The organism is Streptomyces sp. NPDC002209 (assembly GCF_042890265.1).
In the GTDB taxonomy this organism is placed as follows: Bacteria; Actinomycetota; Actinomycetes; order Streptomycetales; family Streptomycetaceae; genus Streptomyces.
On the sequence record NZ_JBIARX010000006.1, the window covers coordinates 296,629 to 319,216 of the forward strand.

The 22,588-nt window shown below is 72.4% G+C and carries 20 protein-coding genes; 6 read left to right on the forward strand and 14 right to left on the reverse strand.

Annotation, left to right across the window (positions count from 1 at the left end):
• Positions 1-17: 17 nt before the first annotated feature.
• From ACFYXK_RS15245 to ACFYXK_RS15290, 10 genes are all read right to left on the reverse strand, one after another.
• The gene (locus ACFYXK_RS15245) at positions 18-995 is read right to left on the reverse strand and encodes an NAD(P)H-quinone oxidoreductase (protein WP_389411536.1); all 978 of its coding nucleotides are present in this window, start codon (positions 993-995) and stop codon (positions 18-20) included.
• Positions 996-1,048: 53 nt separating this feature from the next.
• The gene (locus ACFYXK_RS15250) at positions 1,049-2,146 is read right to left on the reverse strand and encodes a potassium channel family protein (protein ID WP_389411537.1); all 1,098 of its coding nucleotides are present in this window, start codon (positions 2,144-2,146) and stop codon (positions 1,049-1,051) included.
• Entirely contained in the window at positions 2,134-3,447 is a 1,314-nt protein-coding gene (locus ACFYXK_RS15255; protein WP_389411538.1) for a molybdopterin molybdotransferase MoeA, read from the reverse strand. The genes ACFYXK_RS15250 and ACFYXK_RS15255 overlap by 13 nt, the downstream gene beginning before the upstream one ends.
• Entirely contained in the window at positions 3,444-4,313 is an 870-nt protein-coding gene (locus ACFYXK_RS15260; RefSeq protein WP_389411539.1) for an NTP transferase domain-containing protein, read from the reverse strand. Before ACFYXK_RS15260 ends, ACFYXK_RS15255 begins: the two co-directional genes overlap by 4 nt.
• Positions 4,314-4,456: 143 nt before the next feature.
• Positions 4,457-4,990: a bacterial proteasome activator family protein gene (locus tag ACFYXK_RS15265; protein ID WP_030292759.1), complete on the reverse strand. Its 534-nt coding sequence runs from the start codon at positions 4,988-4,990 to the stop codon at positions 4,457-4,459.
• 93 nt (positions 4,991-5,083) lie between these two features.
• Positions 5,084-7,906 (reverse strand): FtsX-like permease family protein, encoded by a 2,823-nt coding sequence (locus ACFYXK_RS15270; RefSeq protein WP_389411540.1) that lies wholly within the window; start codon positions 7,904-7,906, stop codon positions 5,084-5,086.
• Complete coding sequence (locus tag ACFYXK_RS15275) at positions 7,903-8,682, reverse strand: ABC transporter ATP-binding protein (protein ID WP_389411541.1); 780 nt, start codon at positions 8,680-8,682, stop codon at positions 7,903-7,905. Before ACFYXK_RS15275 ends, ACFYXK_RS15270 begins: the two co-directional genes overlap by 4 nt.
• Positions 8,683-8,711: 29 nt before the next feature.
• The gene (locus ACFYXK_RS15280; RefSeq protein ID WP_389411542.1) at positions 8,712-9,359 is read right to left on the reverse strand and encodes a PadR family transcriptional regulator; all 648 of its coding nucleotides are present in this window, start codon (positions 9,357-9,359) and stop codon (positions 8,712-8,714) included.
• Positions 9,360-9,466: 107 nt separating this feature from the next.
• Positions 9,467-10,075, reverse strand: a complete 609-nt coding sequence (locus ACFYXK_RS15285; RefSeq protein WP_389411543.1) for a hypothetical protein — start codon at positions 10,073-10,075, stop codon at positions 9,467-9,469.
• A gap of 126 nt (positions 10,076-10,201) precedes the next feature.
• The gene (locus tag ACFYXK_RS15290) at positions 10,202-11,890 is read right to left on the reverse strand and encodes a protein kinase (protein WP_389411544.1); all 1,689 of its coding nucleotides are present in this window, start codon (positions 11,888-11,890) and stop codon (positions 10,202-10,204) included.
• A 262-nt stretch (positions 11,891-12,152) separates the two neighbouring features.
• On the opposite strand from ACFYXK_RS15290, the gene ACFYXK_RS15295 reads away from it, so the two are divergent.
• On the forward strand, positions 12,153-13,706 hold the full coding sequence (locus ACFYXK_RS15295) for a protein kinase (RefSeq protein WP_389411545.1): 1,554 nt from the start codon (positions 12,153-12,155) through the stop codon (positions 13,704-13,706).
• Positions 13,707-13,779: 73 nt separating this feature from the next.
• On the opposite strand, the gene ACFYXK_RS15300 is transcribed toward ACFYXK_RS15295, so the two are convergent.
• Positions 13,780-14,196 carry a pyridoxamine 5'-phosphate oxidase family protein gene (locus ACFYXK_RS15300; protein WP_389411546.1) on the reverse strand — a complete coding sequence of 139 codons (417 nt, stop codon included), beginning with the start codon at positions 14,194-14,196 and terminating at the stop codon, positions 13,780-13,782.
• A gap of 90 nt (positions 14,197-14,286) precedes the next feature.
• On the reverse strand, positions 14,287-14,949 hold the full coding sequence (locus tag ACFYXK_RS15305) for a response regulator (protein ID WP_389411547.1): 663 nt from the start codon (positions 14,947-14,949) through the stop codon (positions 14,287-14,289).
• Positions 14,950-15,273: 324 nt separating this feature from the next.
• Between ACFYXK_RS15305 and pdhA the strand changes: the two genes are divergently transcribed.
• From pdhA to ACFYXK_RS15325, 4 genes are all read left to right on the forward strand, one after another.
• Positions 15,274-16,488, forward strand: coding sequence for a pyruvate dehydrogenase (acetyl-transferring) E1 component subunit alpha (gene pdhA, locus ACFYXK_RS15310; protein ID WP_383506773.1), 1,215 nt, complete (start codon positions 15,274-15,276; stop codon positions 16,486-16,488).
• Entirely contained in the window at positions 16,488-17,468 is a 981-nt protein-coding gene (locus ACFYXK_RS15315) for an alpha-ketoacid dehydrogenase subunit beta (RefSeq protein WP_389411548.1), read from the forward strand. Before pdhA ends, ACFYXK_RS15315 begins: the two co-directional genes overlap by 1 nt.
• A gap of 12 nt (positions 17,469-17,480) precedes the next feature.
• On the forward strand, positions 17,481-18,941 hold the full coding sequence (locus tag ACFYXK_RS15320; RefSeq protein ID WP_389411549.1) for a dihydrolipoamide acetyltransferase family protein: 1,461 nt from the start codon (positions 17,481-17,483) through the stop codon (positions 18,939-18,941).
• Between the two features lie 97 nt (positions 18,942-19,038).
• The gene (locus ACFYXK_RS15325; RefSeq protein WP_389411550.1) at positions 19,039-19,974 is read left to right on the forward strand and encodes a GNAT family N-acetyltransferase; all 936 of its coding nucleotides are present in this window, start codon (positions 19,039-19,041) and stop codon (positions 19,972-19,974) included.
• On the opposite strand, the gene ACFYXK_RS15330 is transcribed toward ACFYXK_RS15325, so the two are convergent.
• The gene (locus ACFYXK_RS15330; RefSeq protein ID WP_389411551.1) at positions 19,962-21,230 is read right to left on the reverse strand and encodes a hypothetical protein; all 1,269 of its coding nucleotides are present in this window, start codon (positions 21,228-21,230) and stop codon (positions 19,962-19,964) included. The genes ACFYXK_RS15325 and ACFYXK_RS15330 overlap by 13 nt on opposite strands.
• 167 nt (positions 21,231-21,397) lie before the next feature.
• On the opposite strand from ACFYXK_RS15330, the gene ACFYXK_RS15335 reads away from it, so the two are divergent.
• The gene (locus ACFYXK_RS15335; RefSeq protein WP_389411552.1) at positions 21,398-22,162 is read left to right on the forward strand and encodes a hypothetical protein; all 765 of its coding nucleotides are present in this window, start codon (positions 21,398-21,400) and stop codon (positions 22,160-22,162) included.
• Here ACFYXK_RS15335 and ACFYXK_RS15340 read toward each other — a convergent pair.
• Positions 22,159-22,575, reverse strand: coding sequence for a PPOX class F420-dependent oxidoreductase (locus ACFYXK_RS15340; RefSeq protein ID WP_389411553.1), 417 nt, complete (start codon positions 22,573-22,575; stop codon positions 22,159-22,161). The two genes, ACFYXK_RS15335 and ACFYXK_RS15340, sit on opposite strands and share 4 nt — an antisense overlap.
• Between the last annotated feature and the right edge of the window lie 13 nt (positions 22,576-22,588).

Genomic DNA, 22,588 nt, shown 5'->3' on the forward strand with positions numbered 1-22,588 from the left:
TGCGCGCAGCGGGCCCGTCAGGTGGTGAGCAGGAGCTTGCCCACGTGCGTGCTCGATTCCATCGTGCGGTGGGCCTCGGCGGCGTCCGCCATCGAGTACGCCGCGTGCACCACCGGCCGGACCCGGCCCGCGGCCACCAGCGGCCACACGTGCTCCCGCACGGCCGCGACGATGGCCGCCTTCTCCGCCGCCGGCCGCGCCCGCAGGGAAGTGGCCGTGATCGCCGCCCGCTTCGCCAGCAGCGCGCCCAGGTTGAGCTCGGCCTTCACCCCGCCCTGGAGCCCGATCACCGCGAGCCGGCCGTTCACGGCCAGGGCGTCCAGGTTCCGCGCCAGGTACTTCGCGCCCATGATGTCCAGGATCACGTCCGCGCCGGCGCCGCCGGTCGCGGCCCGCAGCTCCGCCACGAAGTCCTGCTCGCGGTAGTCGATCAGGATGTCCGCGCCCAGCTCCTTGCAGCGGGCCAGCTTCTCCGGGCCGCCGGCCGTCACCGCGACCGTTGCGCCGACCGCCTTCGCCAGCTGGATGGCCATCGTGCCGATGCCGCTGGAGCCGCCGTGCACCAGCACCGTCTCGGCAGGGCGCAGGTGGGCCACCATGAACACGTTCGACCACACGGTGCAGACCACCTCGGGCAGCGCCGCCGCCGTCACCAGGTCCACGCCGGCCGGGACCGGCAGCAGCTGGCCCGCCGGGACGGCGACCCGCTCCGCGTACCCGCCGCCGCCGAGCAGCGCGCACACCTCGTCGCCCACCGCCCAGCCGGACACCCCGGGCCCCAGGGCGGCGATCCGCCCCGAGCACTCCAGGCCGGGATGGCGGGAGGCGCCGGGCGGGGGGTCGTAGAACCCCTGGCGCTGGAGGATGTCGGCGCGGTTCACGGCGCTCGCCGCGACGTCGACGAGGACCTCGCCCTCGCCGGCCACCGGATCGGGTACCTCGGCCCAGACGAGGGCCTCGGGGCCGCCGGGCTGTTCGATGGTGATCGCATGCATGGCCCGGAGAGTACGCCACCGCGGCGCCCCGGCGGCTGGGGGTGTCTTGTGGATCAGGCCGGGCCCCTCGTGATCGGCGGCGAGGCGAGCGGCGCCGCGCGCACGATGGTGATGAGACGGTCCGTCAGCTGGAGCGGGCTCGCGTGCGGGTCGTCGTACGCGAGCAGCCGGTGCCCGCGCAGCACGCTCACCACCAGGTCCTCCGTCTCCCGTACTCCCTTGCCGACCTCGGCCTTCCGCACGGGCCGTTCGATCAGGTCAAGCCCGCTGCCCTGCTGGATCAGGTCCTCCATCACCGTGCCCGCGCTCGGGCTCATCACCGAGAGCCCCAGCAGCCGGCCGGCCGCGCTCGCGCTCGTGATGACCGCGTCCGCGCCGGACTGGCGCAGCAGCGGTGCGTTCTCCTCCTCGCGGACCGCCGCGACGATCTTCGCGCCGCGGTTCATCTGCCGAGCCGTCAGCGTGACCAGCACGGCCGTGTCGTCGCGCTGCGTGGCGATGACGATCTGACGGGCCTTCTGGAGCTCGGCACGGAGCAGTACATCGGATCGGGTGGCGTCGCCGACGACTCCGGTGAAGCCCTCCGCGTTGGCCGTGTCGATCACCTTGGCGCTCGGGTCCACGATGACGACCTGCTCCTTCCGGAGGCCGGTGGCCAGCAGCGTCTGCAGGGCCGAGCGGCCCTTGGTGCCGAAGCCGACGACGACCGTGTGCTCACGCAAGTTCTTCCTCCAGCGGTTCAGCCGCCACTCTTCCCGGGTCTTCTCGGTCAGGACCTCCAGGGTGGTGCCGACCAGGATGATCAGGAAGAGCACGCGCAGGGGCGTGATCAGCAGGATGTTGGTCAGCCGCGCGCTGTCGCTGTACGGGACGACGTCGCCATAGCCGGTCGTCGACAGGGTCACCGTGGCGTAGTAGACGCAGTCGAGGAAGTCGACCTGCTCGTTGGCGTTGTCGTGGTACCCCTCGCGGTCGAGCCACACGATCAGGACCGTCAGGAACAGTACGAACAGGGCCATCAACAGGCGTTTGCCGACCTGTCGGAGCGGCTTCTCCACGACGCGCTTGGGCAGTTTGATGCGCCGTGAGGCGAGTTTCTCGTCGGCACCACGGGCCATCGCGTCCTGGCCGTGGAGTTTCACGTGAAACATCCTCCCGAGACCCACGGCAGATCCAGGATCTCGAGGTCCTGCCCGTCGCGCGCTCCGTGCGGCGGTACGACGGCCAGCCCGTCCGCGGCGGCCACGCCGCGCAGCATCGCGGGGCCGTTGTAGCGCAGCGGTACGGCGTGCTCGTCGGTCAGCACGACGGGCACGAGCCGGGTGTCGTACGGGTGGCCGGGTACGTCGCCCTGCACCGGGACCGTGTACCGGGGGCGCTGGCGGCGGCCGGCCAGGGCGCGCAGCAGCGGTTCGGCGAGGGTCAGCAGCCCGGAGACGGCGGCGAGCGGGTTGCCGGGCAGGCCGACGAGGTGGCGGACCGGGTCCCGGTCGGGGGCCCCGTCGCCGAGCCGGGCCAGCAGCATGGGGTGTCCGGGGCGTACGGCGACCCCGTCGACCAGCAGCTCGGCGCCGGCCTGGTGCAGGACGGGGTGGACGTGGTCGACGGGGCCGGAGGCGGTCCCGCCGGTGGTGAGGACCAGGTCGGCGTCGGAGCACGTGATGGCGTCCAGCAGGGCCTTGGCGCCCTCGGGGTCGTCGCCGAGCTGCCGGGTGGCGGTGACCTCGGCGCCGAGCCGGGTGAGCCAGGGGCCGAGCATGGGGCTGAGGGCGTCCCGGATCAGCCCGTCGTGCGGGCGGCCTTCGGTGAGCAGTTCGTCGCCGAGCACCAGGATCTCGACGCGGGGCCGGGGCCGGGTGGTGAGCTCGTCGTACCCGGCGGCCGCGGCCAGGCCCAGGACGGCCGGGGTGACGAGGGAGCCGGCGGGCAGCAGCAGATCGCCGGAGCGGCACTCCTGGCCGCGCGGGCGGATGTCCTGGCCGGTGAGCACGGCCCGGTCGGCGTACAGCTGGGTGCCGGACTCGCGGGAGTGTTCGCTGCGGATCACGGCGGTGGTGTCGGCGGGGATCCGGGCACCGGTGGCGATCCGTACCGCCTCGCCGTCGGCCAGCGGTTCGGGGCGGTCGGAGCCGGCCAGCACACCGCCGCCGGGGCGCACGGTCCAGGGGCCGGGGCCGGCGACGGCCCAGCCGTCCATGGCGGAGGTGTCGAAGGACGGCAGATCGGTGAGGGCCTCCAGGGACTGGGCCAGCACCTCGCCGAGCGCGTCGGCGAGGGGGACCCGGTGGGTGCGGGGCCGGATGCCGGAGCCGGCGCCGACGGCGGCCTGACGGGCCTGCGGCCAGGCGGCGGCGCGGTGGGCGCCGGCCGCGGCGGACCGGGGATCGCGGCTGACCAGGGCCAGGGCCTCGTCGAGGGCCTGCAGGGCGTGGTCGGCATCGGTGGGGGTCATCCTGAGCCGTTCTGTTCGGCCTCGGCCTCGGCTTCGGCGGCCCAGCGCAGGGCCAGGTCGGCTGCCTTGCGGGAGGCCTCGGCGACGGCGGTGGCGGGGTCGGTGCCGGTGGCTGCGGCCTGGGCGGCCGCGTAGCCGACCAGGAAGGTGGTCAGGGGGGCGGCGGGCCGGGCGACACCGTGCGCGGCGTCGCGGGCGAGGTCGAGCAGGGTCTTGGTGTCGACGGCGAGGTCGATGCCCAGCTCGGTCTTGACGGCGGTGATCCATTGGTCCAGCACGCTTCCATGCTCCCTGATCCTTGCGCGGGCGGCGGCGAGATCGTCCCAGGTGTCGCAGTCGAAGGAGGCGAGTGGCGCAGTGTCCGTCACCTTGGCCAGATCCAGCTCGGCGGTGAGGGCGCGCAGGGGGAGCCCGGAGAGGCTTCCGTGCTCGGTCGCCAGGAGGGCGAGCTCGCGGCGCAGGGGTTCGGCGCGGTAGGCCGCGACGAGCGGCTGGTCGCGGCCGGCGGGGTCGCGCAGCAGGGCGCCGTCGCCCGTGGGGGCGGGGGCGTGGAGGAGGGCGTGGACCGTGGCCCGGTCGAGGAACGGGAGGTCGGCGGAGAGCACGAGGACCAGCTCGGCGGTGGTCTGGCGCAAGCCGGCGTCCAGGGCGGCGACGGGGCCGGCGCCGGGCGGGTCCTCCCGGGTCCAGCGGACCGGGCGGGCGGTGGGGCGGCGACCGCCGACGACGACGGTGGTGGCGGCGTCCGCGCAGGCGTCCAGGACGCGGTCGATCAGGGCGCGCCCGCCGACCTGGAGGGCGGGTTTGTCCGCGCCGCCGAGTCGTCTTGCGGCGCCGCCGGCCAGGACGATCGCGTCGTAGGTCATACCCATGAGTATGCGCGGGCCATGTCCCTCGGGGGGAGCCGCACTTGGCCGGGACCCATTCCGGGCGGGCCCGGTCGGGCCGGGTGCGGATTCGGTCGGGCCGGGTGGGGGCCCGGGCATCGCCCGGGCCCCGGGGGCCGTGCTTACAGGTACGGGCCCGAGCGGATGGCGCCGTGGGCGTCTTCCTCGTCCGTCGGGGCGCCCGGGGGCAGGGCGCGGCGCATCTGCTCCAGCTGGGCCCGCGCGGCCATCTGCTGCGCGAACAGGGCCGTCTGGATACCGTGGAACAGGCCTTCCAGCCAGCCCACCAACTGGGCCTGCGCGATGCGCAGTTCCGCCTCTGAGGGGATCGCTTCCTCCGTGAACGGGAGGGACAGGCGCTCCAGTTCCTCGACCAGTTCAGGAGCCAGACCGTCCTCCAGCTCCTTCACGGACGCTGCATGGATGTCCTTGAGACGGACCCGGCTGGCCTCGTCCAGAGGTGCGGCGCGGACCTCTTCCAGAAGTTGCTTGATCATGCTGCCGATCCGCATGACCTTGGCGGGCTGTTCGACCATCTCCGTCACCGGGACCTCGCGCGACTCGTCATCGGCGCCGCCGACCGGCATCCCGTCCTGCCCCACGATCAGGCCGTGCGGGGGGCTGTCCTGCGACCGTTCACTCCTCGGCATCTCCATGCCGTCATTCTCTCGCACACCGTCTTACTCACACGGTGTGCCCCCGTACGGGCGTGATCCACCCTGTACGGGGGCGAGAACGCACAGTGACCGTCAGCCCGCCTCGCGCCGCGCCATGGCGCCGCTGGACTTGGTGACCAGGGCGGCCAGCAGGGCCGCGCCGAGCGGGACCACGACGAGCAGCCCGCCGAGGGTCTCCCACGGCACCGCGATGGGCACGTACAGCGAGTCCTTCGCGTCCCCGGCCATTTCCAGGAGGTGTTCCGTCTCCCGCCGCTGGACCAGCCGCAGGCCGACCGCGGGCAGGATGCCCGCCGCCGAGCCCAGGACCACGCCCATCAGGGCCACCACCCCGCACTGGAAGCCGCTGAGCGTGCGCCGCACCCGCGGCGGCGCGCCGACCGCCGCCAGGGTCTTCAGGTCGGCCTCGGCATCGGCCTGCGCGAGTCCGGTGGCGATGCCGGCCGCGCCGATGGTGACCAGGCCCGCGAAGATGGTCAGGGCCAGCATCGTGATGTCGGCCGCTGCCTGGTAGCCGGCCTCGATGGTGACGGGGGCATCCACCCCGATCTGGTCGATCCGCCCGGCCACCCGCTGCTTCTGCTGGCTGGTGGCCGTGCCGTCCAGGGTGAAGTACGAGGCGAACGGCAGGGTGGTCAGCCCGGCGCTCTTCGCCGCGCCGGGTGGCACGACGAGCTCCAGGCCGTACCCCTCGGTGGTGTCGGAAGCCTGGTGGACGGCGAAGACCTTGTCCTCGCCCTTCGGGTCGACCCCCGGCTCGAAGACGTCGTTCTTGTTGTCGATCAGCCGGACGGTGACCTTGCCGTCCTTGACGTTGCGCTTGTCGAAGGAGACGCCCTTGCCTTCCTTCAGGGCGGACGCCGCTCCCGGATCGGCGACCGCGAGGGCCGCCATCAGCTTCTCGTCGGCGACGACCACGCTGAACTGCGCGGAGTGGCGGTTGTAGGTGCACCGAGGGTCCTTGCGCAGCGCCTTCTTCTCCGCGGGGCTGAAGGAGTCGATCCCGTCCTTGGCCTCGTAGAGCGGGCAGCGCTGCTCCTTGGGCCGCATGATCTCGGCCCGGCCGCAGCCGTCCGGGCCGGTGAGGCGCTCACAGCCGGGCTTGCCGTACGAGATGTAGGACACGTCCGCGCGTACGGCCAGCGGGAGTTCCTGCGCCAGGGCCTCGCGGACGGCGGGCATGTCCTTGCTGCGGCCGAGCTCGTGGATCGCCACCAGCCCGGCGCCGTCCGGGAGATCGGCGACGTATTCGTGGCGGGCCTGGACCTCCGCGCTGTGCTGGTACGTGGCCACCGCGACGGTGCCGGCGACGGCGGCCAGGACGGCGGCCACGGCGGGGGCCGTACGGCCCCGGTTGCGCACGGCGTCGCGCAGCGCGAGCCGCGGGGACAGCGGCAGCCAGCGCCCGAGCCGACCGAACAGGCCGACCAGCACCGGGGTGAGGGCGACGATGCCCAGTTCGGCGATGGCGCTGCCGCCCGCGACGACGGTGGAGCCCATCCGGGAGGCCGTGCCGTAGAGGGCGATCGCGGCGCCGGCGGCGAGGGCGATCAGGCCGAGGACGGGCAGCACCCGGTTGGCCCGGCGGACCCCGCGACGGCCGGTCAGCGAGGCCAGCACCGTCTGCCGGGAGGCGGTGACGGCCGGGGCGATCGCCGCCAGCAGGCCGGTCACGACGGCGAGCAGGGCGATCCCGAGGATTTCCAGCGGGCGGAACGTGAATCCGCCGAAACGCGCGCCCAGATACTCCTCCAGCGTCGACCGCAGCCCCAGGGTGAGGGCGACGCCGAGGACCGTGCCGGTGACGGCGGCCGCGGCGCCGATGACGAGGCCGCCGGAGAGCACGATGGCCCGGATGTGGCGCCGGTCGCCGCCGTTGGCGCCGACCAGTCCGAGCTGGCGGCGCGAGCGCCGGGCGCCCACCGCGAAGGCGGGGCCGGCCAGCAGGCAGATCTCCAGCATCGCGAGGCCGACGACCGTGGCCAGGGCGGCCAGTTCGGTGGTCGGGAGCCCCTTGTCCGGGGTGTAGTAGCCCAGTTCCTTCTGCTGGACGATGTAGGGCACGTCGGACTCGGCGGGCGGGTCGAGCTGCACGGCGCGGGAGACGACCTGCACGCTCTTGGTGTTGAGCGCCTTGACCATGTTCCACGTGAAACCATCGCCGCCGACCTTGACCAAGTAGCTGTCGGTGGCGACCACTCCGGGGACCCCGGCGGCCTGGAAGGCCTTGTCGAGCGGGGCCAGCAGGGTGCCGGGCGGGGCGAGGATCTCGCTCCTGCCGAGCTCGGACGGCAGCTCGTAAGCGCCCACGATCCGGTACCAGGTGTCCGAGCCGCGCGCGCGGAACTCGGAGCCCACGAAGAACCCGGACTCCTCCAGGAAGGCGGTCGTGGTGACGACCTCGCCCACCTCCTGGGCCGGCCGGCCCCGCTTCATCTCGATCATGCCCTTGACCAGCGGGCTGGTCGCGTCGATCTCCCGCAGATCGGTCTCCAACAGGCCGTACCGCGTACGGATCTTGGTGTGCGCCGTGCTGTCCTTGAGGGACTGGGCGCCCGGCGGGATCGCGGAGGGCAGGAGGTTCGGATTCTTCTCGGACCGGGGGTTGTACTTGTCGTAGCCGCCGACGGGCATGGAGTTCCTGCCCTCGACGTCCTGGTAGACGGGGCCGCTCAGCTCCGAGTCCTTCAACCGGGCGTCGGCCGTGCCGATCGCGCGGGTGACCTTCTGCTCGGGGGAGAGCTCGGCGCTGCGCGTGGTGAGGTCCGCGGCGCTCACGCCGACGATCGGCAGGGCGATCATCGCGAGGACGAGGGCGCTGCGGCCCTTGGCCCGCCAGGCGTCGCGGCGGGCGATGCGGATCGCCGCGATCCAGGAGTGGTACGAGGACTTCACCGGCGGGCCGCCTGCCCCGAGAGCAGCGAGTCGGCCTGGCTGCGCAGGGTCTCGTCGACCACGCTGCCGTCGCGCAGGAAGACCACGCGGTCCGCCCAGGCGGCGAACCGCGGTTCGTGGGTGACGAGGATGCCGGCGGCGCCCGCGTCGCAGCGCGAACGCAGCAGCGCGAGGACGGACTCGCCGGTCTCGGAGTCGAGGGCGCCGGTGGGCTCGTCCGCGAGCACCAGGCGGCGGTCGCCGACGAGGGCACGGGCGATGGCCACGCGCTGCTGCTGGCCGCCGGACATCTCGTCGGGGAACCGGTCGGCGAGCTGCCCGAGGCCCATCTCCTCCAGGGCGGCCAGGGCGGAGGCGCGGGCCTTGCGGGCGGAGGTCCCGTCGAGTTCACGCGGCAGGGCCACGTTCTCGGCGGCGGTGAGGGCCGGGATCAGGTTGTAGTCCTGGAAGACGTACCCGATGCTGCGGCGGCGCAGCGCGGCCAGCTGCTTGCGGCTCGCGGTGGTGATGTCGGTGCCCTCGACGATGACATGGCCGCTGGTGGGCGTGTCGAGGCCGCCGGCCAGGGTGAGCAGCGTGGACTTGCCGGAGCCGGAGGGGCCCATGACGGCGACGAGTTCGCCGGGGTACACGGCCAGGTCGATCCCGCGCAGGGCGTGCACCTCGGTGGCTCCGCTGCCGTGCGTGCGGGTGAGCTTGTCGAGCTGCAGCACGGGCTGAGCGGGCCGTGCGGGCGGTACGGGCTGTATGTGGGGCGCGGACTGCTGGTCAGGCATGGGAGGTCCCCCCTGGGACGGTGGTGGCCTCAGCTCCGCGGCGTGCGGGAGGCGCGGGGCTGGGGTGCGGTGACGGCGGCGCCGTCGGTCTCGGCGGCCTGAGGCTGGTCGGGCTCGGCTCTCCGGTCGGCCGGCAGGGAGAGCCGTACGAGCCGCGATTCCGAGTGGTCGAGCCAGCGGGCTTCGGCCTCGGTCTGGAAGATCAGCTGTTCCAGGACCAGCAGCCAGGCCACGTCGTCGCGTTCGCGGGACTTCCCGCTGTCGATCGCGGCGAGCGCCTGCGCCTTGAGCCGGGTGTAGTCCTGCATCGCCTTGATCGTGGCGTGCCGCTGGGCCTGGATGACGGCGCGGATGTCCACGCCGGGGGCGCCCACGGCCATGGCGAGCTTGATGGACAGCTCGTCGCGGGGCGGGTTGGTGCGGTCGACGGGGCGCTCGTACCACTGGTGCAGTTCGGCGCGTCCGGAGTCGGTGATGGCGTAGAGGGTGTGCCCGGCGGGATCCTCGCCGCCGGGTGCGACGAGGCCGTCGCGTTCCAGCCGGGCGAGGGTGGTGTACACCTGCCCGACGTTGAGCGGCCAGGTGGAGCCGGTGCGGGATTCGAACTCGGTACGCAGCTGAGAGCCGTACCGAGGACCCCTTTCCAGCAGGGCGAGAAGGCCGTGGCGGATCGACATACTCAGTATGTATACCGAGTATGTCGGCCCGCGCAACCATCCTGAGGCGGAGGCCGGAAGGGGGACGGGAGCCCTCGCCTCCGACTCGGGGAGGGGGAGCGGGTGCGTCAGAGGCCCTTGCGCAGCCGCATCCCGAGGTAGCCCAGACCCAGCCCCATCAGGGCGAATCCGGTGCCGAGCGGCAGTATGTGCGCGGCCAGATCGGCGGCGCGCTCGTTCGGCCCGGTGCCGAGCGCGGTGACCGCGGACGGCGGACTCGGCGGGACGGGCACGGCCGGCGGGACCGGCGCGACCGGCGGTACTGCCTTCGGGCCGGCCGGCCGGTGGTGCGGGCGCACCGGGAGCGGGCGCGCGGCCAGCACGGTGTCCGGGTTCGCGGGCTCGGCCGCCGGCCGCCCGGGCCGCTCCCGCCCGACCCCGGCGGCGCTGCCGGCGAGCTCCTCGTACGCCTCGTGGGGTACGTCGGCCACCGGGTCGGTGCCAGTGGCGTCGGCGGTGTCGTCCGGGTCGGTCTTCGGGGCCCTGCCGGGAGTCCGGGCGGCGAAGTCCGCGGCGGCCGGCGCGAGCGGGCGTACGCCCGCGGCGAGGCCGGCGGGGGACGAGGCGGCGGCGGACGAGGCGGACGGGGCGGATGCGGCGGAGGCCGCGGGGGACAGCGCGGCGGCGGCCACGGCGGCGCCGGCCAGCCAGCGCTGTGCGCGGAGGCGTTGAGTCACGGGGGCCCCTCCCGTCCCGAGCACCGAAATGTTGTGCTCAGGTTGACACGATGGGGCAAAACGGGCATCCCGGGCGCCCCGTCAGGGTCGCCCGGGATGTCGTCCCGTTACTCCGTACCGCCCCGGCTACTCCGGATTGCCGGTCGACACGGTCAGCGTGTACTCCGTGCCTTCCTTGTCGATCTTGTCTCCGGGCCGCGGGTTCTGGTCGAGGACGGTGTCCTTGCCGTACACGGCCTCGTCCTTCTCGACGATCTTGTACTTGCCACCCGAGGCCTGGATGCACTCCTTGACCGAGAGCAGGTTCTTGTAGCGCAGGTCGGGCGCCGTGTACTTGGTGGCGTCGCTGTAGTGCTTGCTCGGCTCCTTGCACTTGGACGACTCGATCGTGCGCGAGACGTCCGGACCCTTGAAGCCGGACTTCGCCGAGGCGGACGTGGAGGCACCGGGCGAAGCGGAAGTACCGCCGGCCTTGTCCTTGTCGTCGTCGCCGCTCATCGAGATCGCCGCGATCAGACCGCCGACGGCCAGCAGCGCCACCGCGATGGCGCCCACGATCACCGGCATGTTGCGCTTGTCACCGCTGCCGGAGCCGCCGCCTGCCGGGGCCGCGGTCGCCGCCGGCGAGATGGTGAACGGCGGCGGGGTCTGCGGCGCGTACTGCTGCTGGTGCGGGACCGGCTGCTGCTGGTGCGGGTACGCGTACCCGCCCTGCCCGTGCGGCTGCGCCACCGGCGGCGGGGTCTGCGGTGCGTACGGGGACGGCGTCGGGGTCGGCGCGTACGGCTGCTGCACCGACTGGGCCGACGGCGCCTGGAACCCGGAGTCCACCGGCGGGAACACGGCCGAGCCCACGCCGGCCCCGCTGGAGCCGGTGTGCGAGCCCGGGACGATGACCGGCGCTCCGGTCTGGCCGGCCGACAGCACCCGCGCCACCTCGTCGCGCATGGCGGCGGCCGTGGGGAAGCGCTCGTTCGGGTTCTTCTTCAGGGCACGCGCCACCAGCGCGTCCATGGCCGGGGTGACGGAGCGGTTGATGGAGGACGGGGCGACCGGCTCCTCCTGCACGTGGGCGTACGCGATGGCCAGCGGCGAGTCCGCGTCGAACGGGATCCGGCCCGTGAGCAGCTGGAAGAGCATGATGCCGACCGAGTACAGGTCGGAGCGGGCGTCCACGCCGCGCCCCAGCGCCTGCTCGGGCGACAGGTACTGCGGGGTGCCGACGACCATGCCGGTCTGCGTCATCGAGGTGACCCCGGACTGCATGGCCCGGGCGATGCCGAAGTCCATCACCTTGACGACGCCGCGCTTGGTGATCATCACGTTGCCGGGCTTGATGTCGCGGTGGACCAGGCCCATCTCGTGGCTGACCTCCAGCGCGGCCAGCACGTCGGCCGTCACCTTCAGGGCCTTGTCCGCGGGCATGGCCCCGTACTGGCGGACGTCCGTATCGAGCACGGAGCCGAGCGGCTGGCCCTCCACGTACTCCATCACGATGTACGGCATCACCGCGGCGTCGCCCGCCCCGGGGTTGCTGAACGTCACTTCGCCTTCGCCCGTATCGAAGACCGAGACGATGTTCGTGTGCGACAGTTTCGCAACAGCCTGCGCCTCACGGCGGAAGCGCTCGCGGAACGACTGTTCACGGCCGAGATCGCTGTGCAGGGTCTTGATGGCGACCTGCCGGTCGAGCGCCGAGTCGTACGCAAGGTAGACGGACGCCATGCCGCCCGCACCCAGCAAGTCCCTTAGCTGGTAACGGCCACCGGCCAGAGAGCCGCCCGCGTACTGGCCCTGAGTGCCGTCCTGGCTCATGACTGTTGCTTCCCCTCGGGATGTGTCCCTACGCCTCTGGCTGAGCGCATGTCGGGCCCAGTCTGCCGGAGGGCAAGCACACGTCAAGCCGGGTGCCCGTTCCGTGACCACGGGGCCACGGCGCGCCATTGTCCGAACGGCGACCTGTTCCGAGGCTGTAGCGTTCATCGGAGCACCCGAAAAGGACCTACCGCTGAGCGGCGGCCGAGAGAGACGACGGCGAGGACTGATGGCACCCGAACCCGAGGGAAACGGCGCCGGGATGGCCGAGGGTCCTGAGCATTGGGGCGCCGGCGGCCTGGTCGGCGACGGCCGGTACCGGCTCACCCACCGCCTTGGCCGTGGCGGCATGGCGGAGGTCTTCGCCGCCGAGGACGTCCGGCTGGGCCGGACCGTCGCCGTGAAGCTGCTGCGCGCCGACCTCGCCGAGGACCCGGTCTCCAAGGCCCGCTTCACGCGTGAGGCGCAGTCGGTCGCCGGGCTCAACCACCACGCCGTCGTCGCCGTGTACGACTCCGGCGAGGACAAGGTCGGCCCCAACACCGTCCCGTACATCGTGATGGAGCTGGTCGAGGGCCGCACCATCCGCGATCTGCTGATCAGCGCCGAGGCCCCGGGCCCGGAGCAGGCGCTCATCATCACCTCGGGCGTGCTCGAAGCGCTCGCGTACTCGCACCAGCACGGCATCGTGCACCGTGACATCAAGCCCGCCAACGTCATCATCACCGAGACCGGCGCGGTCAAGGTCATGGACTTCGGCATCGCGCGCGCCCTGCACGGCGCCCAGTCGACGATGACCCAGACCGGCATGGTCATGGGCACCCCGCAGTACCTGTCGCCCGAGCAGGCGCTCGGCAAGGCGGTGGACCACCGCTCCGACCTGTACGCGACGGGCTGTCTGCTGTACGAACTGCTCGCGCTGCGCCCCCCGTTCACGGGTGAGACCCCGCTGTCGGTGGTCTACCAGCACGTGCAGGACGCGCCGGTCCCGCCGTCGCAGCTGCCGGAGGGCCACCACATCCCGCAGGAGCTCGACGGGCTCGTCATGCGCTCCCTGGCCAAGGACCCGGACGACCGGTTCCAGAGCGCCGAGGAGATGCGCGGGCTGGTCCAGTACGCGCTGCAGATGCTGCACGACCAGGGGCCGAACACGGGCACCTGGAACACCGGCCCGGTCAGCATGGCCCTGCCGCACGGGCGCGGCGGCGCGGCGCAGACCACGGCGATGCCGCTGGGTCCGGCAGGCGGCCAGCAGAACTACCCGGCGCACGCCACGACCTCGCAGTTCCAGCAGCCGATGGTGCCGCCGTTGAACCCGGACGACGGCTCGGCCTTCCCCGGCGGGGGCGGGTACGGCAACCACGGCCACGGCGGTGGACCGGGCGGCCAGGGCGGCTACGACGGCTACGACGACCGCGGCAGCAGCCGGTGGAAGCTGTGGCTGTTCGCGGTGCTGGCGATCGTCGCGATCGCGGGCGGGGTGGCGTACGCCGTCAACTCCATGTCGCACAAGAACAAGGACGACAGCGTTCCGCCCGCCGTCCAGAGTTCCTCGAGCGGCCAGCAGACGTCCCCGTCCGCGCAGCAGAGCACGCCGTCGCACGACACGCAGCCCTCGCGCTCGTCGGAGGAGTCCGCGCCGCAGCCGACCCGCAGCAGCAAGTTCACGCCGAGCTCCAGCCCGTCGACGACGCCGTCGTTCAGCTCGTCGCCCTCGGCGTCGACCAGTCCGTCGAAGTCGCCGTCGACGAAGCCGTCGACGTCGAAGAGCGTGAGTCCGCCGGTGGACCCGCCGAATCCGGTTGACGAGCCTTAGGCGTTACGGGTGAACGGGCCCGGTGGAATTCGATTCCGCCGGGCCCGTTCGCTTTGGCCGGTGAATGCGCAGCTCAGAGGGCGTGCTGGTACTCCCGGTCCGGATTCCCGGCCAGCGCGTGCACGGTGACGAACTGCGGCTCGATGCGCATGTAGACGGGGTCGAAGACCGCACCGTCCACGAAATGCGGGACCGGTCCGAACAACTCGAGTTCCGGAGTGGTCGGCTCCACGATCCGGGCCGTTCCGGTGAACTGCACGGACCAAAGCAGGGTGTCCCGGGAATTGAAGTTGTCGGCGCCATAGGCCACCACGCTGCCGTTGCAGGCCTGGTGGTAGCCGAAGCCGGCGTGCATTCTCAAGGCGACCTCGCCGTCCACCACGACGTGGCGGGCGAGGGCGAGGAAGGGGAGCGCGCGCATGCTGGTGGCCACCCTGCCGTACGGCACCCGGCGCAGCAGTTCGATGGCGTGGAGTTCCTCCGGTGACATGCGTCCACTCTCCGGTACGGACGCTCCGCCGGAAAAGAGGAAGCCGCCCCGACGATCGGGGACGTTGGTCCCGAGTGAACCGCCCCGGGGTCAGACGCGCCGCTCGGCCTGCAGCCGGGCCACGTACGCGGCCGCCTGGGAGCGGCGCTCCATGCCCAGCTTGGACAGCAGGCTGGAGACGTAGTTCTTGATGGTCTTCTCGGCCAGGTGCAGGCGCTCGCCGATGACGCGGTTGGTCAGGCCCTCCCCGATCAGGTCGAGGATCTTCCGCTCCTGCTCGGTGAGGCCCGCCAGGCGGTCGTCGCCCTTGCCGTTCTTGCCGTCGCGCAGCCGCTCCAGCACGCGCGCGGTGGCGACCGGGTCCAGCAGCGACCTGCCGGCCGCGACGTCCCGTACGGCGCTCAGCAGCTCATTGCCGCGGATCGCCTTGAGCACGTAGCCCGAGGCCCCGGCCATGATCGCGTCGAACAGCGCCTCGTCGTCGGCGAACGAGGTCAGCATCAGGCATTTGATGTCCTCGTCCTGGGACCGGACCTCGCGGCAGACCTCCACCCCGCTGCCGTCGGGCAGGCGCACGTCGAGGACGGCCACGTCGGGGCGGGTGGCGGGGATCCGGACCAAGGCGTCCGCGGCGGTGCCTGCCTCGCCGACGATCTCGATGTCCTCTTCGACCGAAAGGAGCTCATGGACACCGCGACGTACCACTTCGTGGTCGTCCAGGAGGAATACCTTGATTTTTCCGTCTTCGCGCACGAACTCAGTTTCACACACTCACCCCTTCCCTGCGGTCGTTACCCGGGATAACGTGCCGTTGTTCCGGCCCCCTGCAAGGCTGTGACCAGTGGTTGTTCCCCGCACTGCGGATTTACTTGGAAATCCAAGCAAAAACGCAGGTCAAGTGGGGTTTCGCAGTTATGCGGCGCACTGGGTAACGTGCATTGCGCAGGGCACTTGCCGGGGCACCTGTCACGCTCGCATCCGCACACGACGCGCACCCACCCCGTGCGCTGGTACGGATCGGGTGAGCCGCACTGGACCCCGGAGAACCCGGGAGCCGGACCGACGGAGGAGCAACACGTGACCGTGGAGAGCACTGCCGCGCGCAAGCCGCGACGCAGCAGCGGCACCAAGCGGGCGGCAGGCGCGGCGAGCGCCGCCAAGGCCCCCGCTGCCAAGGCTGTCGCCACCGCGCAGAACGCCGAGCCCCAGCTCGTACAGCTGCTGACGCCCGAAGGGGAACGGGTCAGCGCCGCAGACAATCCCGACGCTGCGGAGTTCCTGTCCTTCGTCGAGGACATCACCACCGAGGACCTGCGCGGGCTCTACCGCGACATGGTCCTGACCCGCCGTTTCGACGGCGAGGCGACGGCTCTGCAGCGTCAGGGCGAGCTGGGTCTGTGGGCCTCGCTGCTCGGCCAGGAGGCCGCCCAGATCGGCTCCGGCCGCGCGCTGCGCGACGACGACTACGTGTTCCCGACGTACCGCGAGCACGGTGTGGCCTGGTGCCGCGGCGTCGACCCGACGAACCTGCTCGGCATGTTCCGCGGCGTGAACCACGGCGGCTGGGACCCGAACACCAACAACTTCCACCTGTACACGATCGTCATCGGCTCGCAGACGCTCCACGCGACCGGTTACGCGATGGGTGTGGCCAAGGACGGCGCGGACTCCGCGGTCATCGCCTACTTCGGCGACGGCGCGTCCAGCCAGGGCGACGTCGCCGAGGCGTTCACCTTCTCGGCCGTCTACAACTCCCCCGTGGTGTTCTTCTGCCAGAACAACCAGTGGGCGATCTCCGAGCCGACCGAGCGCCAGATGCGCGTGCCGCTGTACCAGCGCGCCCAGGGCTTCGGCTTCCCGGGCGTCCGCGTCGACGGCAACGACGTCCTGGCCTGCCTGGCGGTCACCCGCTGGGCGCTGGAGCGCGCGCGCCGCGGCGAGGGCCCGACCCTGGTCGAGGCGTTCACGTACCGCATGGGTGCGCACACCACCTCCGACGACCCGACGAAGTACCGGCGGGACGAGGAGACGCAGGCCTGGGAGGCGAAGGACCCGATCCTGCGCCTGAAGACGTACCTGCTGGCGAGCGGCGGGGCGGACGAGGCCTTCTTCGAGGCCCTCGAGGCCGAGAGCGAGGCGCTGGGCAAGCGGGTGCGCGAGGTCGTGCGCGCCATGCCCGACCCGGACACCATGGCGATCTTCGAGAACGTCTACGCGGACGGGCACGCGCTCGTCGACGAGGAGCGCGCCCAGTTCGCCGCCTACCTCGCGTCCTTCGAGGAGGGTCACTGATGGCTGTCGAGAAGATGTCGATCGCGAAGGCGCTCAACGAGTCCCTGCGCAAGGCCCTGGAGACGGACCCGAAGGTCCTGATCATGGGCGAGGACGTCGGCAAGCTGGGCGGTGTCTTCCGGATCACCGACGGGCTGCAGAAGGACTTCGGCGAGGAGCGGGTCATCGACACCCCGCTCGCCGAGTCCGGCATCGTCGGCACGGCGATCGGCCTGGCGCTGCGCGGCTACCGCCCGGTGGTGGAGATCCAGTTCGACGGGTTCGTCTTCCCCGCGTACGACCAGATCGTCACGCAGCTCGCGAAGATGCACGCGCGGGCGCTGGGCAAGGTCAAGATGCCCGTCGTCGTGCGCATCCCGTACGCGGGCGGCATCGGCGCGGTGGAGCACCACTCCGAGTCCCCCGAGGCGCTGTTCGCGCACGTCCCGGGCCTGAAGGTGGTCTCCCCGTCGAACGCGAGCGACGCGTACTGGATGCTCCAGCAGGCGATCCTCAGCGACGACCCGGTGATCTTCTTCGAGCCGAAGCGGCGCTACTGGGACAAGGCCGAGGTCGACACCGACGCCATCCCCGGCGAGCTGCACAAGGCGCGCGTGACGCGCGAGGGCTCCGACATCACCCTGGCGGCCTACGGCCCGATGGTGAAGGTGTGCCTGGAGGCGGCGGCCGCGGCGGCCGAGGAGGGCAAGTCGGTGGAGGTCGTGGACCTGCGCTCGATGTCCCCGATCGACTTCGACGGGCTGCAGGCCTCCGTGGAGAAGACCCGCCGGCTCGTGGTCGTCCACGAGGCACCGGTGTTCCTGGGCACGGGTGCGGAGATCGCCGCCCGCATCACGGAGCGGTGCTTCTACCACCTGGAGGCTCCGGTGCTGCGCGTGGGCGGTTTCCACGCTCCGTACCCGCCGGCCCGCCTGGAGGACGAGTACCTGCCGGGCCTGGACAGGGTGCTCGACGCCGTCGACCGCTCGCTGGCGTACTGAGGAGCCACGTTCATGACCATCAGCGAATTCAAGATGCCCGACGTGGGCGAGGGCCTCACCGAGGCCGAGATCCTCAAGTGGTACGTCCAGCCGGGTGACACGGTCACCGACGGCCAGGTCGTCTGCGAGGTCGAGACGGCGAAGGCGGCCGTGGAGCTGCCGATCCCGTTCGACGGGGTCGTGCACGCCCTGCTCTTCGAGGAGGGCACCACGGTCGACGTCGGCCAGGTGATCATCTCCGTGCAGACCGGTCCGGCCGAGGCCCAGGCCCCGGCCGCTGCGGTGGCCGCTCCCGCTGCCGCCCCGGCTGCGGCCGAGGCTCCCGCCGAGGCGCCGGCCGCCGCGGCCCGTCAGCCCGTCCTGGTGGGCTACGGCGTCTCCGAGGCCTCCACGAAGCGCCGCCCGCGCAAGGCTGCGCCGGCCGCGTCCGCCGCGGCGGCGCCCGTCGCGCCTGCCGCGCCCGTCGCCGCGCCCGTCGCCGCGCAGAACGGCACCGCCGGTGCGGCCGCCGGGCTGAACGGCAACGGCCACGCCGGCGGGGAGCGCCCGCTGGCGAAGCCGCCGGTGCGCAAGCTCGCCAAGGACCTCGGGATCGACCTGGCCGCCGTGGTGCCCACCGGGGACGGCGGGGTCGTGACCCGCGAGGACGTGCACGCCGCCGCGGCGGCCGCGATCGCCCCGCAGGCCGCGGTCGCGCAGGCTCCGGCCGCTGCCGCCGTGCCCGCCCAGGCCCAGGCCGTGGCTCCCGCCTCGGTTCCCGGTGAGGCGTCGGCCCGCGAGACCCGGATCCCGGTCAAGGGCGTCCGTAAGGTCACCGCGCAGGCCATGGTCGGCTCCGCGTTCACCGCGCCGCACGTCACCGAGTTCATCACCTTCGACGTGACCCGCACGATGAAGCTGGTCCAGGAGCTCAAGGACGACCCGGACCTCGCCGGTCTGCGGATCAACCCGCTGCTCCTGATCGCCAAGGCCGTCCTCGTGGCCGTCCGCCGCAACCCGGACGTCAACGCGTCCTGGGACGAGGCGGCCCAGGAGATCGTGCTCAAGCACTACGTCAACCTGGGCATCGCGGCGGCCACCCCCCGCGGCCTGATCGTCCCGAACATCAAGGACGCGCACGCCAAGACGCTGCCCGAGCTGTCGGCGGCCCTGTCCGAGCTGGTCACCACGGCCCGCGACGGCAAGACCTCCCCGGCCGACATGCAGAACGGCACCCTCACCATCACCAACGTCGGCGTCTTCGGCGTCGACACCGGTACGCCCATCCTGAACCCCGGCGAGTCCGCGATCCTCGCGGTCGGCGCGATCAAGCTCCAGCCGTGGGTCCACAAGGGCAAGGTGAAGCCGCGCCACGTCACGACCCTGGCGCTGTCGTTCGACCACCGGCTCATCGACGGCGAGCTCGGCTCCCGCTTCCTGGCGGACATCGCGGCCGTCCTGGAGCACCCGCGCCGGCTCATCACCTGGTCGTAGCCAGCATCCGAAGCCCCCCTCGCCACCGCACCGCGAGGGGGGCTTCGGCGTGGAAAAGCCCTGGTCGGGCGCCGGACCCTCGGCGATGATCAGCCGCATGAGATTCCGTGCCGCCACCACAGACCCCACCGACATCGACCGCGCCGTCGCCTACCCGGCCGACGGGCCCGTCGAGGCCCTCTCCGCCGACAAGATCCGCGAGGAGCTCGCCGAGAACCGGTTCCGTCCCGAGTGGATCTGGTGCGCGGAGGACGAGAACGGCGAGGTCCTGGCCCGCGCGCTGTGGTGGGGCCGCGCCGACAGCGAGCGGCCCCTCGCGCTCGACTGCCTCCAGGTACGGCAATCCGTGGCCGACCCGGCGGGCGTCGCCGCTGCCCTGCTGGCCGCCGGTCACGAGGCCTTCGGGAACCTGCCGCTCTACAACGTCTCGCTGCCCGGCGACTGGCGGACCCGCCCCGACCTGGTCGAGGCCGTCGCCTGGCGCCAGGAGGCCGCGTACAAGGCGGGTCTGACCCGGGAGATCGAGCGGCTGCGCTACGAGTGGACCCCAGCCGCCGGGACCGCCGAACCCACCGGGCGCCTGGTCTTCCGCGAGGGCACCGACGAGGAGTTCCTCGAGGCCTTCGCCCGGCTGTCCGCCGACAGCCTGGATCTGCACACGCAGAACGAACTGCGCTCGATGGACGCCGAGCAGCTGGCCCGCGAGGACGTCGAGTTCTACCTCGACTGCCCCGGCGAGCGCTCCTGGTGGCGCCTGGCCGAGCTCCCGGACGGCACCCTCGCGGGCATGGCCATCCCCTCCGCGACCCCGTACCACCGCAACGTCGGCTACCTGGGCGTCGTACCGGAGCAGCGCGGCCGGGGCCTGATCGACGAGGTCCTCGCGGAGATCACCCGCTTCCACGCGGCCGCGGGCGCCGAGCGCATCACCGCGACCACGGACACGGTCAACGTGCCCATGGCCGCGGCGTTCGACCGCGCCGGCTACGAGGTCACGGAGATCCGCCTGGTCCTGGAGGCTCAGGAGGTGTAGTAGCCCTGCACGTCGACGACCAGGTCGGTGCGGCCGTGCGGGTTGTACAGCTCGATGTAGCCGTCCGCGCTGACCGGGACGACCGTCATGGAGGCGATGTCCGTGCGGGCCCGGTAGTTCAGGTTGGACGTGTTCGGCACGGGGGTGCCGGCGGCGTGGGCCGTGATGTGGCCGTCCTCGGTGGCGTTGGTCGAGGTCAGGTTGACGACCACGGCCGCGACGTTCGCGGGGACGCCGTTCAGCCCGGTCACCTTGACGCGGGTGGCGGAGCCCGGTCCGGCCTTGCCGGCCGGGGCGCCCTGGCCGATGCGGGTGTCCAGGACGCGGGTCGGGTTGGCGGGGACGAAAAGGCCGCTGGTGCCGACGTCGCTGCCGTCCCGGTTGTGCTTGAACCGGCCGATGTAGTCGACGACCAGGTCGACCTCGCCGGCGTTGTTGTACAGGCCGAGGCCGCTGCGGCCCACGTCCATGTACGAGATGTTGGTGACGGTCTGGCCGCGCCCGAAGTTGAGGTCGGAGGTGTTCCAGACCCGCTGGCCGGCCGGGTAGACGGTGACGTGGCTGGCCTCGGTCGGCGCGGTGGCCGTGACCTGGAGGGCGAGCTCGGTGTCGGGCTGGGACGGGTCCGTGACCGAGGAGACGTCCGCGGCGAGCGCGTTCTGCTCGCCCGCGCCCACGCGGCCCTGGCGGTCGCCGATGGCGGTGCGGGTGTCGAGGAGCCGCTTGGGCGAGCCGATCGTGAACGTGGAGCCCGCGTAGCCGCCGTTGGCGCCCTTGGCGGTGTAGAAGCCCTGGAGGTCGACGACCAGGTGGGCGTTGCCGACGTGGTTGTAGAGGTCGACCACGCCGTTGGCGCCGACCTGCACGGTCACGCGGTTGGTGGTGATGGTCCGGCCCGCGGTGACGTTGAGGCTGGAGACGACGGGCATGGCCCGGCCGTCCGGGTAGGCGGTGACGAAGCTGTCGACGGTCGGGTCGACGACGGTCACGTTCATGACGACGGCGGTCGGGACGGCGCCGCTGCCCAGACGGAACGCATTCGCTATGTCGATCTTGGTGACGCTGTCCGGGCCGACCTTGCCGGACGGGGCTCCGTTGCCGACGCGGGTGTCGACGAGGCGGTAGTTGGACACGGAGAAGTAGGTGCTCTCGACACCCACCTGCGGGCCGCCCGCCGCAGCGGCGGTACCGATGGGCAGCAGGGTGCTGCCGGCCAGGACGATGGCGGCCAAGGCCGCGGCGCGGGATGCGCGCATGAGATTTCCCCCCGGGAAAGTGGCGATCGGATGATCGTCGGCCATCTCATCACACGGTCTGTCCCCGCGGGGCGATCTCCTGGGGAACCGTTCCTGCCGGCGGCGGCAGACGGGCGGCGGGCGGGGCCGGTGAGGGGTAGCCTCCCGCCCGGGGAAGGGGGGCCGGGGTGGCCATCGCCGAGTTGCAGGTGTACTCCGTCGAGGAGGCCGACGTCACGGGCGGCGTGTGCGTGGTCCGCTGCCTCGGCGGGGTCGCGCGCGCCGGACAGGTCTACGCCGTCGGGGAACTGCGGCTCGGCCTGCGGCGGATCGAGCGGCACGGGCGCTGCGTGGCCTTCTTCGACGCCGGGCACGTGGCCAAGGTCCACCTCACGGGCGCCCTGGTCGCGCTGCTCACCCGGGGGCAGGTGCTGACCGCGGTCCCGCCCGGCGGGCATGCGCTCGAGGACATCGAGGCCTGGCTGGCCACCGATCCGCCGCTGCAGGACGAACCGCATCCGCTGACGCTGCGGACCCTGGCCGTGGGCCGGATGCAGGGGGACTGGCTGCCCGAGGAGACCCGGCTGCGCTGGGGCCGGGTCGCGCTGGCCGCGACCCACCGCAAGGCGCAGTGGGCGGGGTCGCACGAGCTGGACCGCGCGGTCGAGGTGGCCGCCGTACGGGGCTACCTGATCCGGCAGTTCGGCCCCGGCCGCGGCGCCGACCCGGCGGCCCTGTGCCGGGACGCGCTGGCGGTGATCGACCTGGCCCCGGCGGAGGCGGCCGCGGAGGCCCGCACCTGGCGCGACCTGCCGCGACCCCGCATCCGGCACCTGCGGCGCATCAAGCTCCTGCTGCCCTGGCTCGAACTCGCCCGCCCCCACCTCCCGGTCGGCGACCCCCTCGCGGAGGCCGTCGACGCCTGGTCGGAGGTCCGCCCGCTGCTGCCCTAGCCTGCCTTCGCGGCGTTGCCGAGCACCTTGGTCGGGGTGATGCGCACGACGACGCGGACGTTCTCGGACGGGGCCTCGGCGTACTCCTTGCCGGCGCCCGGCCCCAGGTACTGCTCCGAGATGCGGATGGCGACCTCTCGGCCCGCGTCCTCGGCGAGGGTGGCCGTGCCGCGGATCTCGACGTAGAGGAAGGGGTTGGCGGTGTCGAACACGGTCAGCCCGACGCGCCCGTCACGCGCGATGTTCCGCTCCTTGCGGCGCCCCTGCTCGGTGGAGACCAGCAGATCCCCACCGTCCCGGGTCACCCAGACCACCGAACTCTGGGGACTGCCGTCGGGGTTGAGGGTGGAGAGCACCGCGGGGTGGGGTGAGTCCAGTAAGCCGCGCACGGTCTCGTTCAACTCAATCGTCATGCGGGCGAGGCTA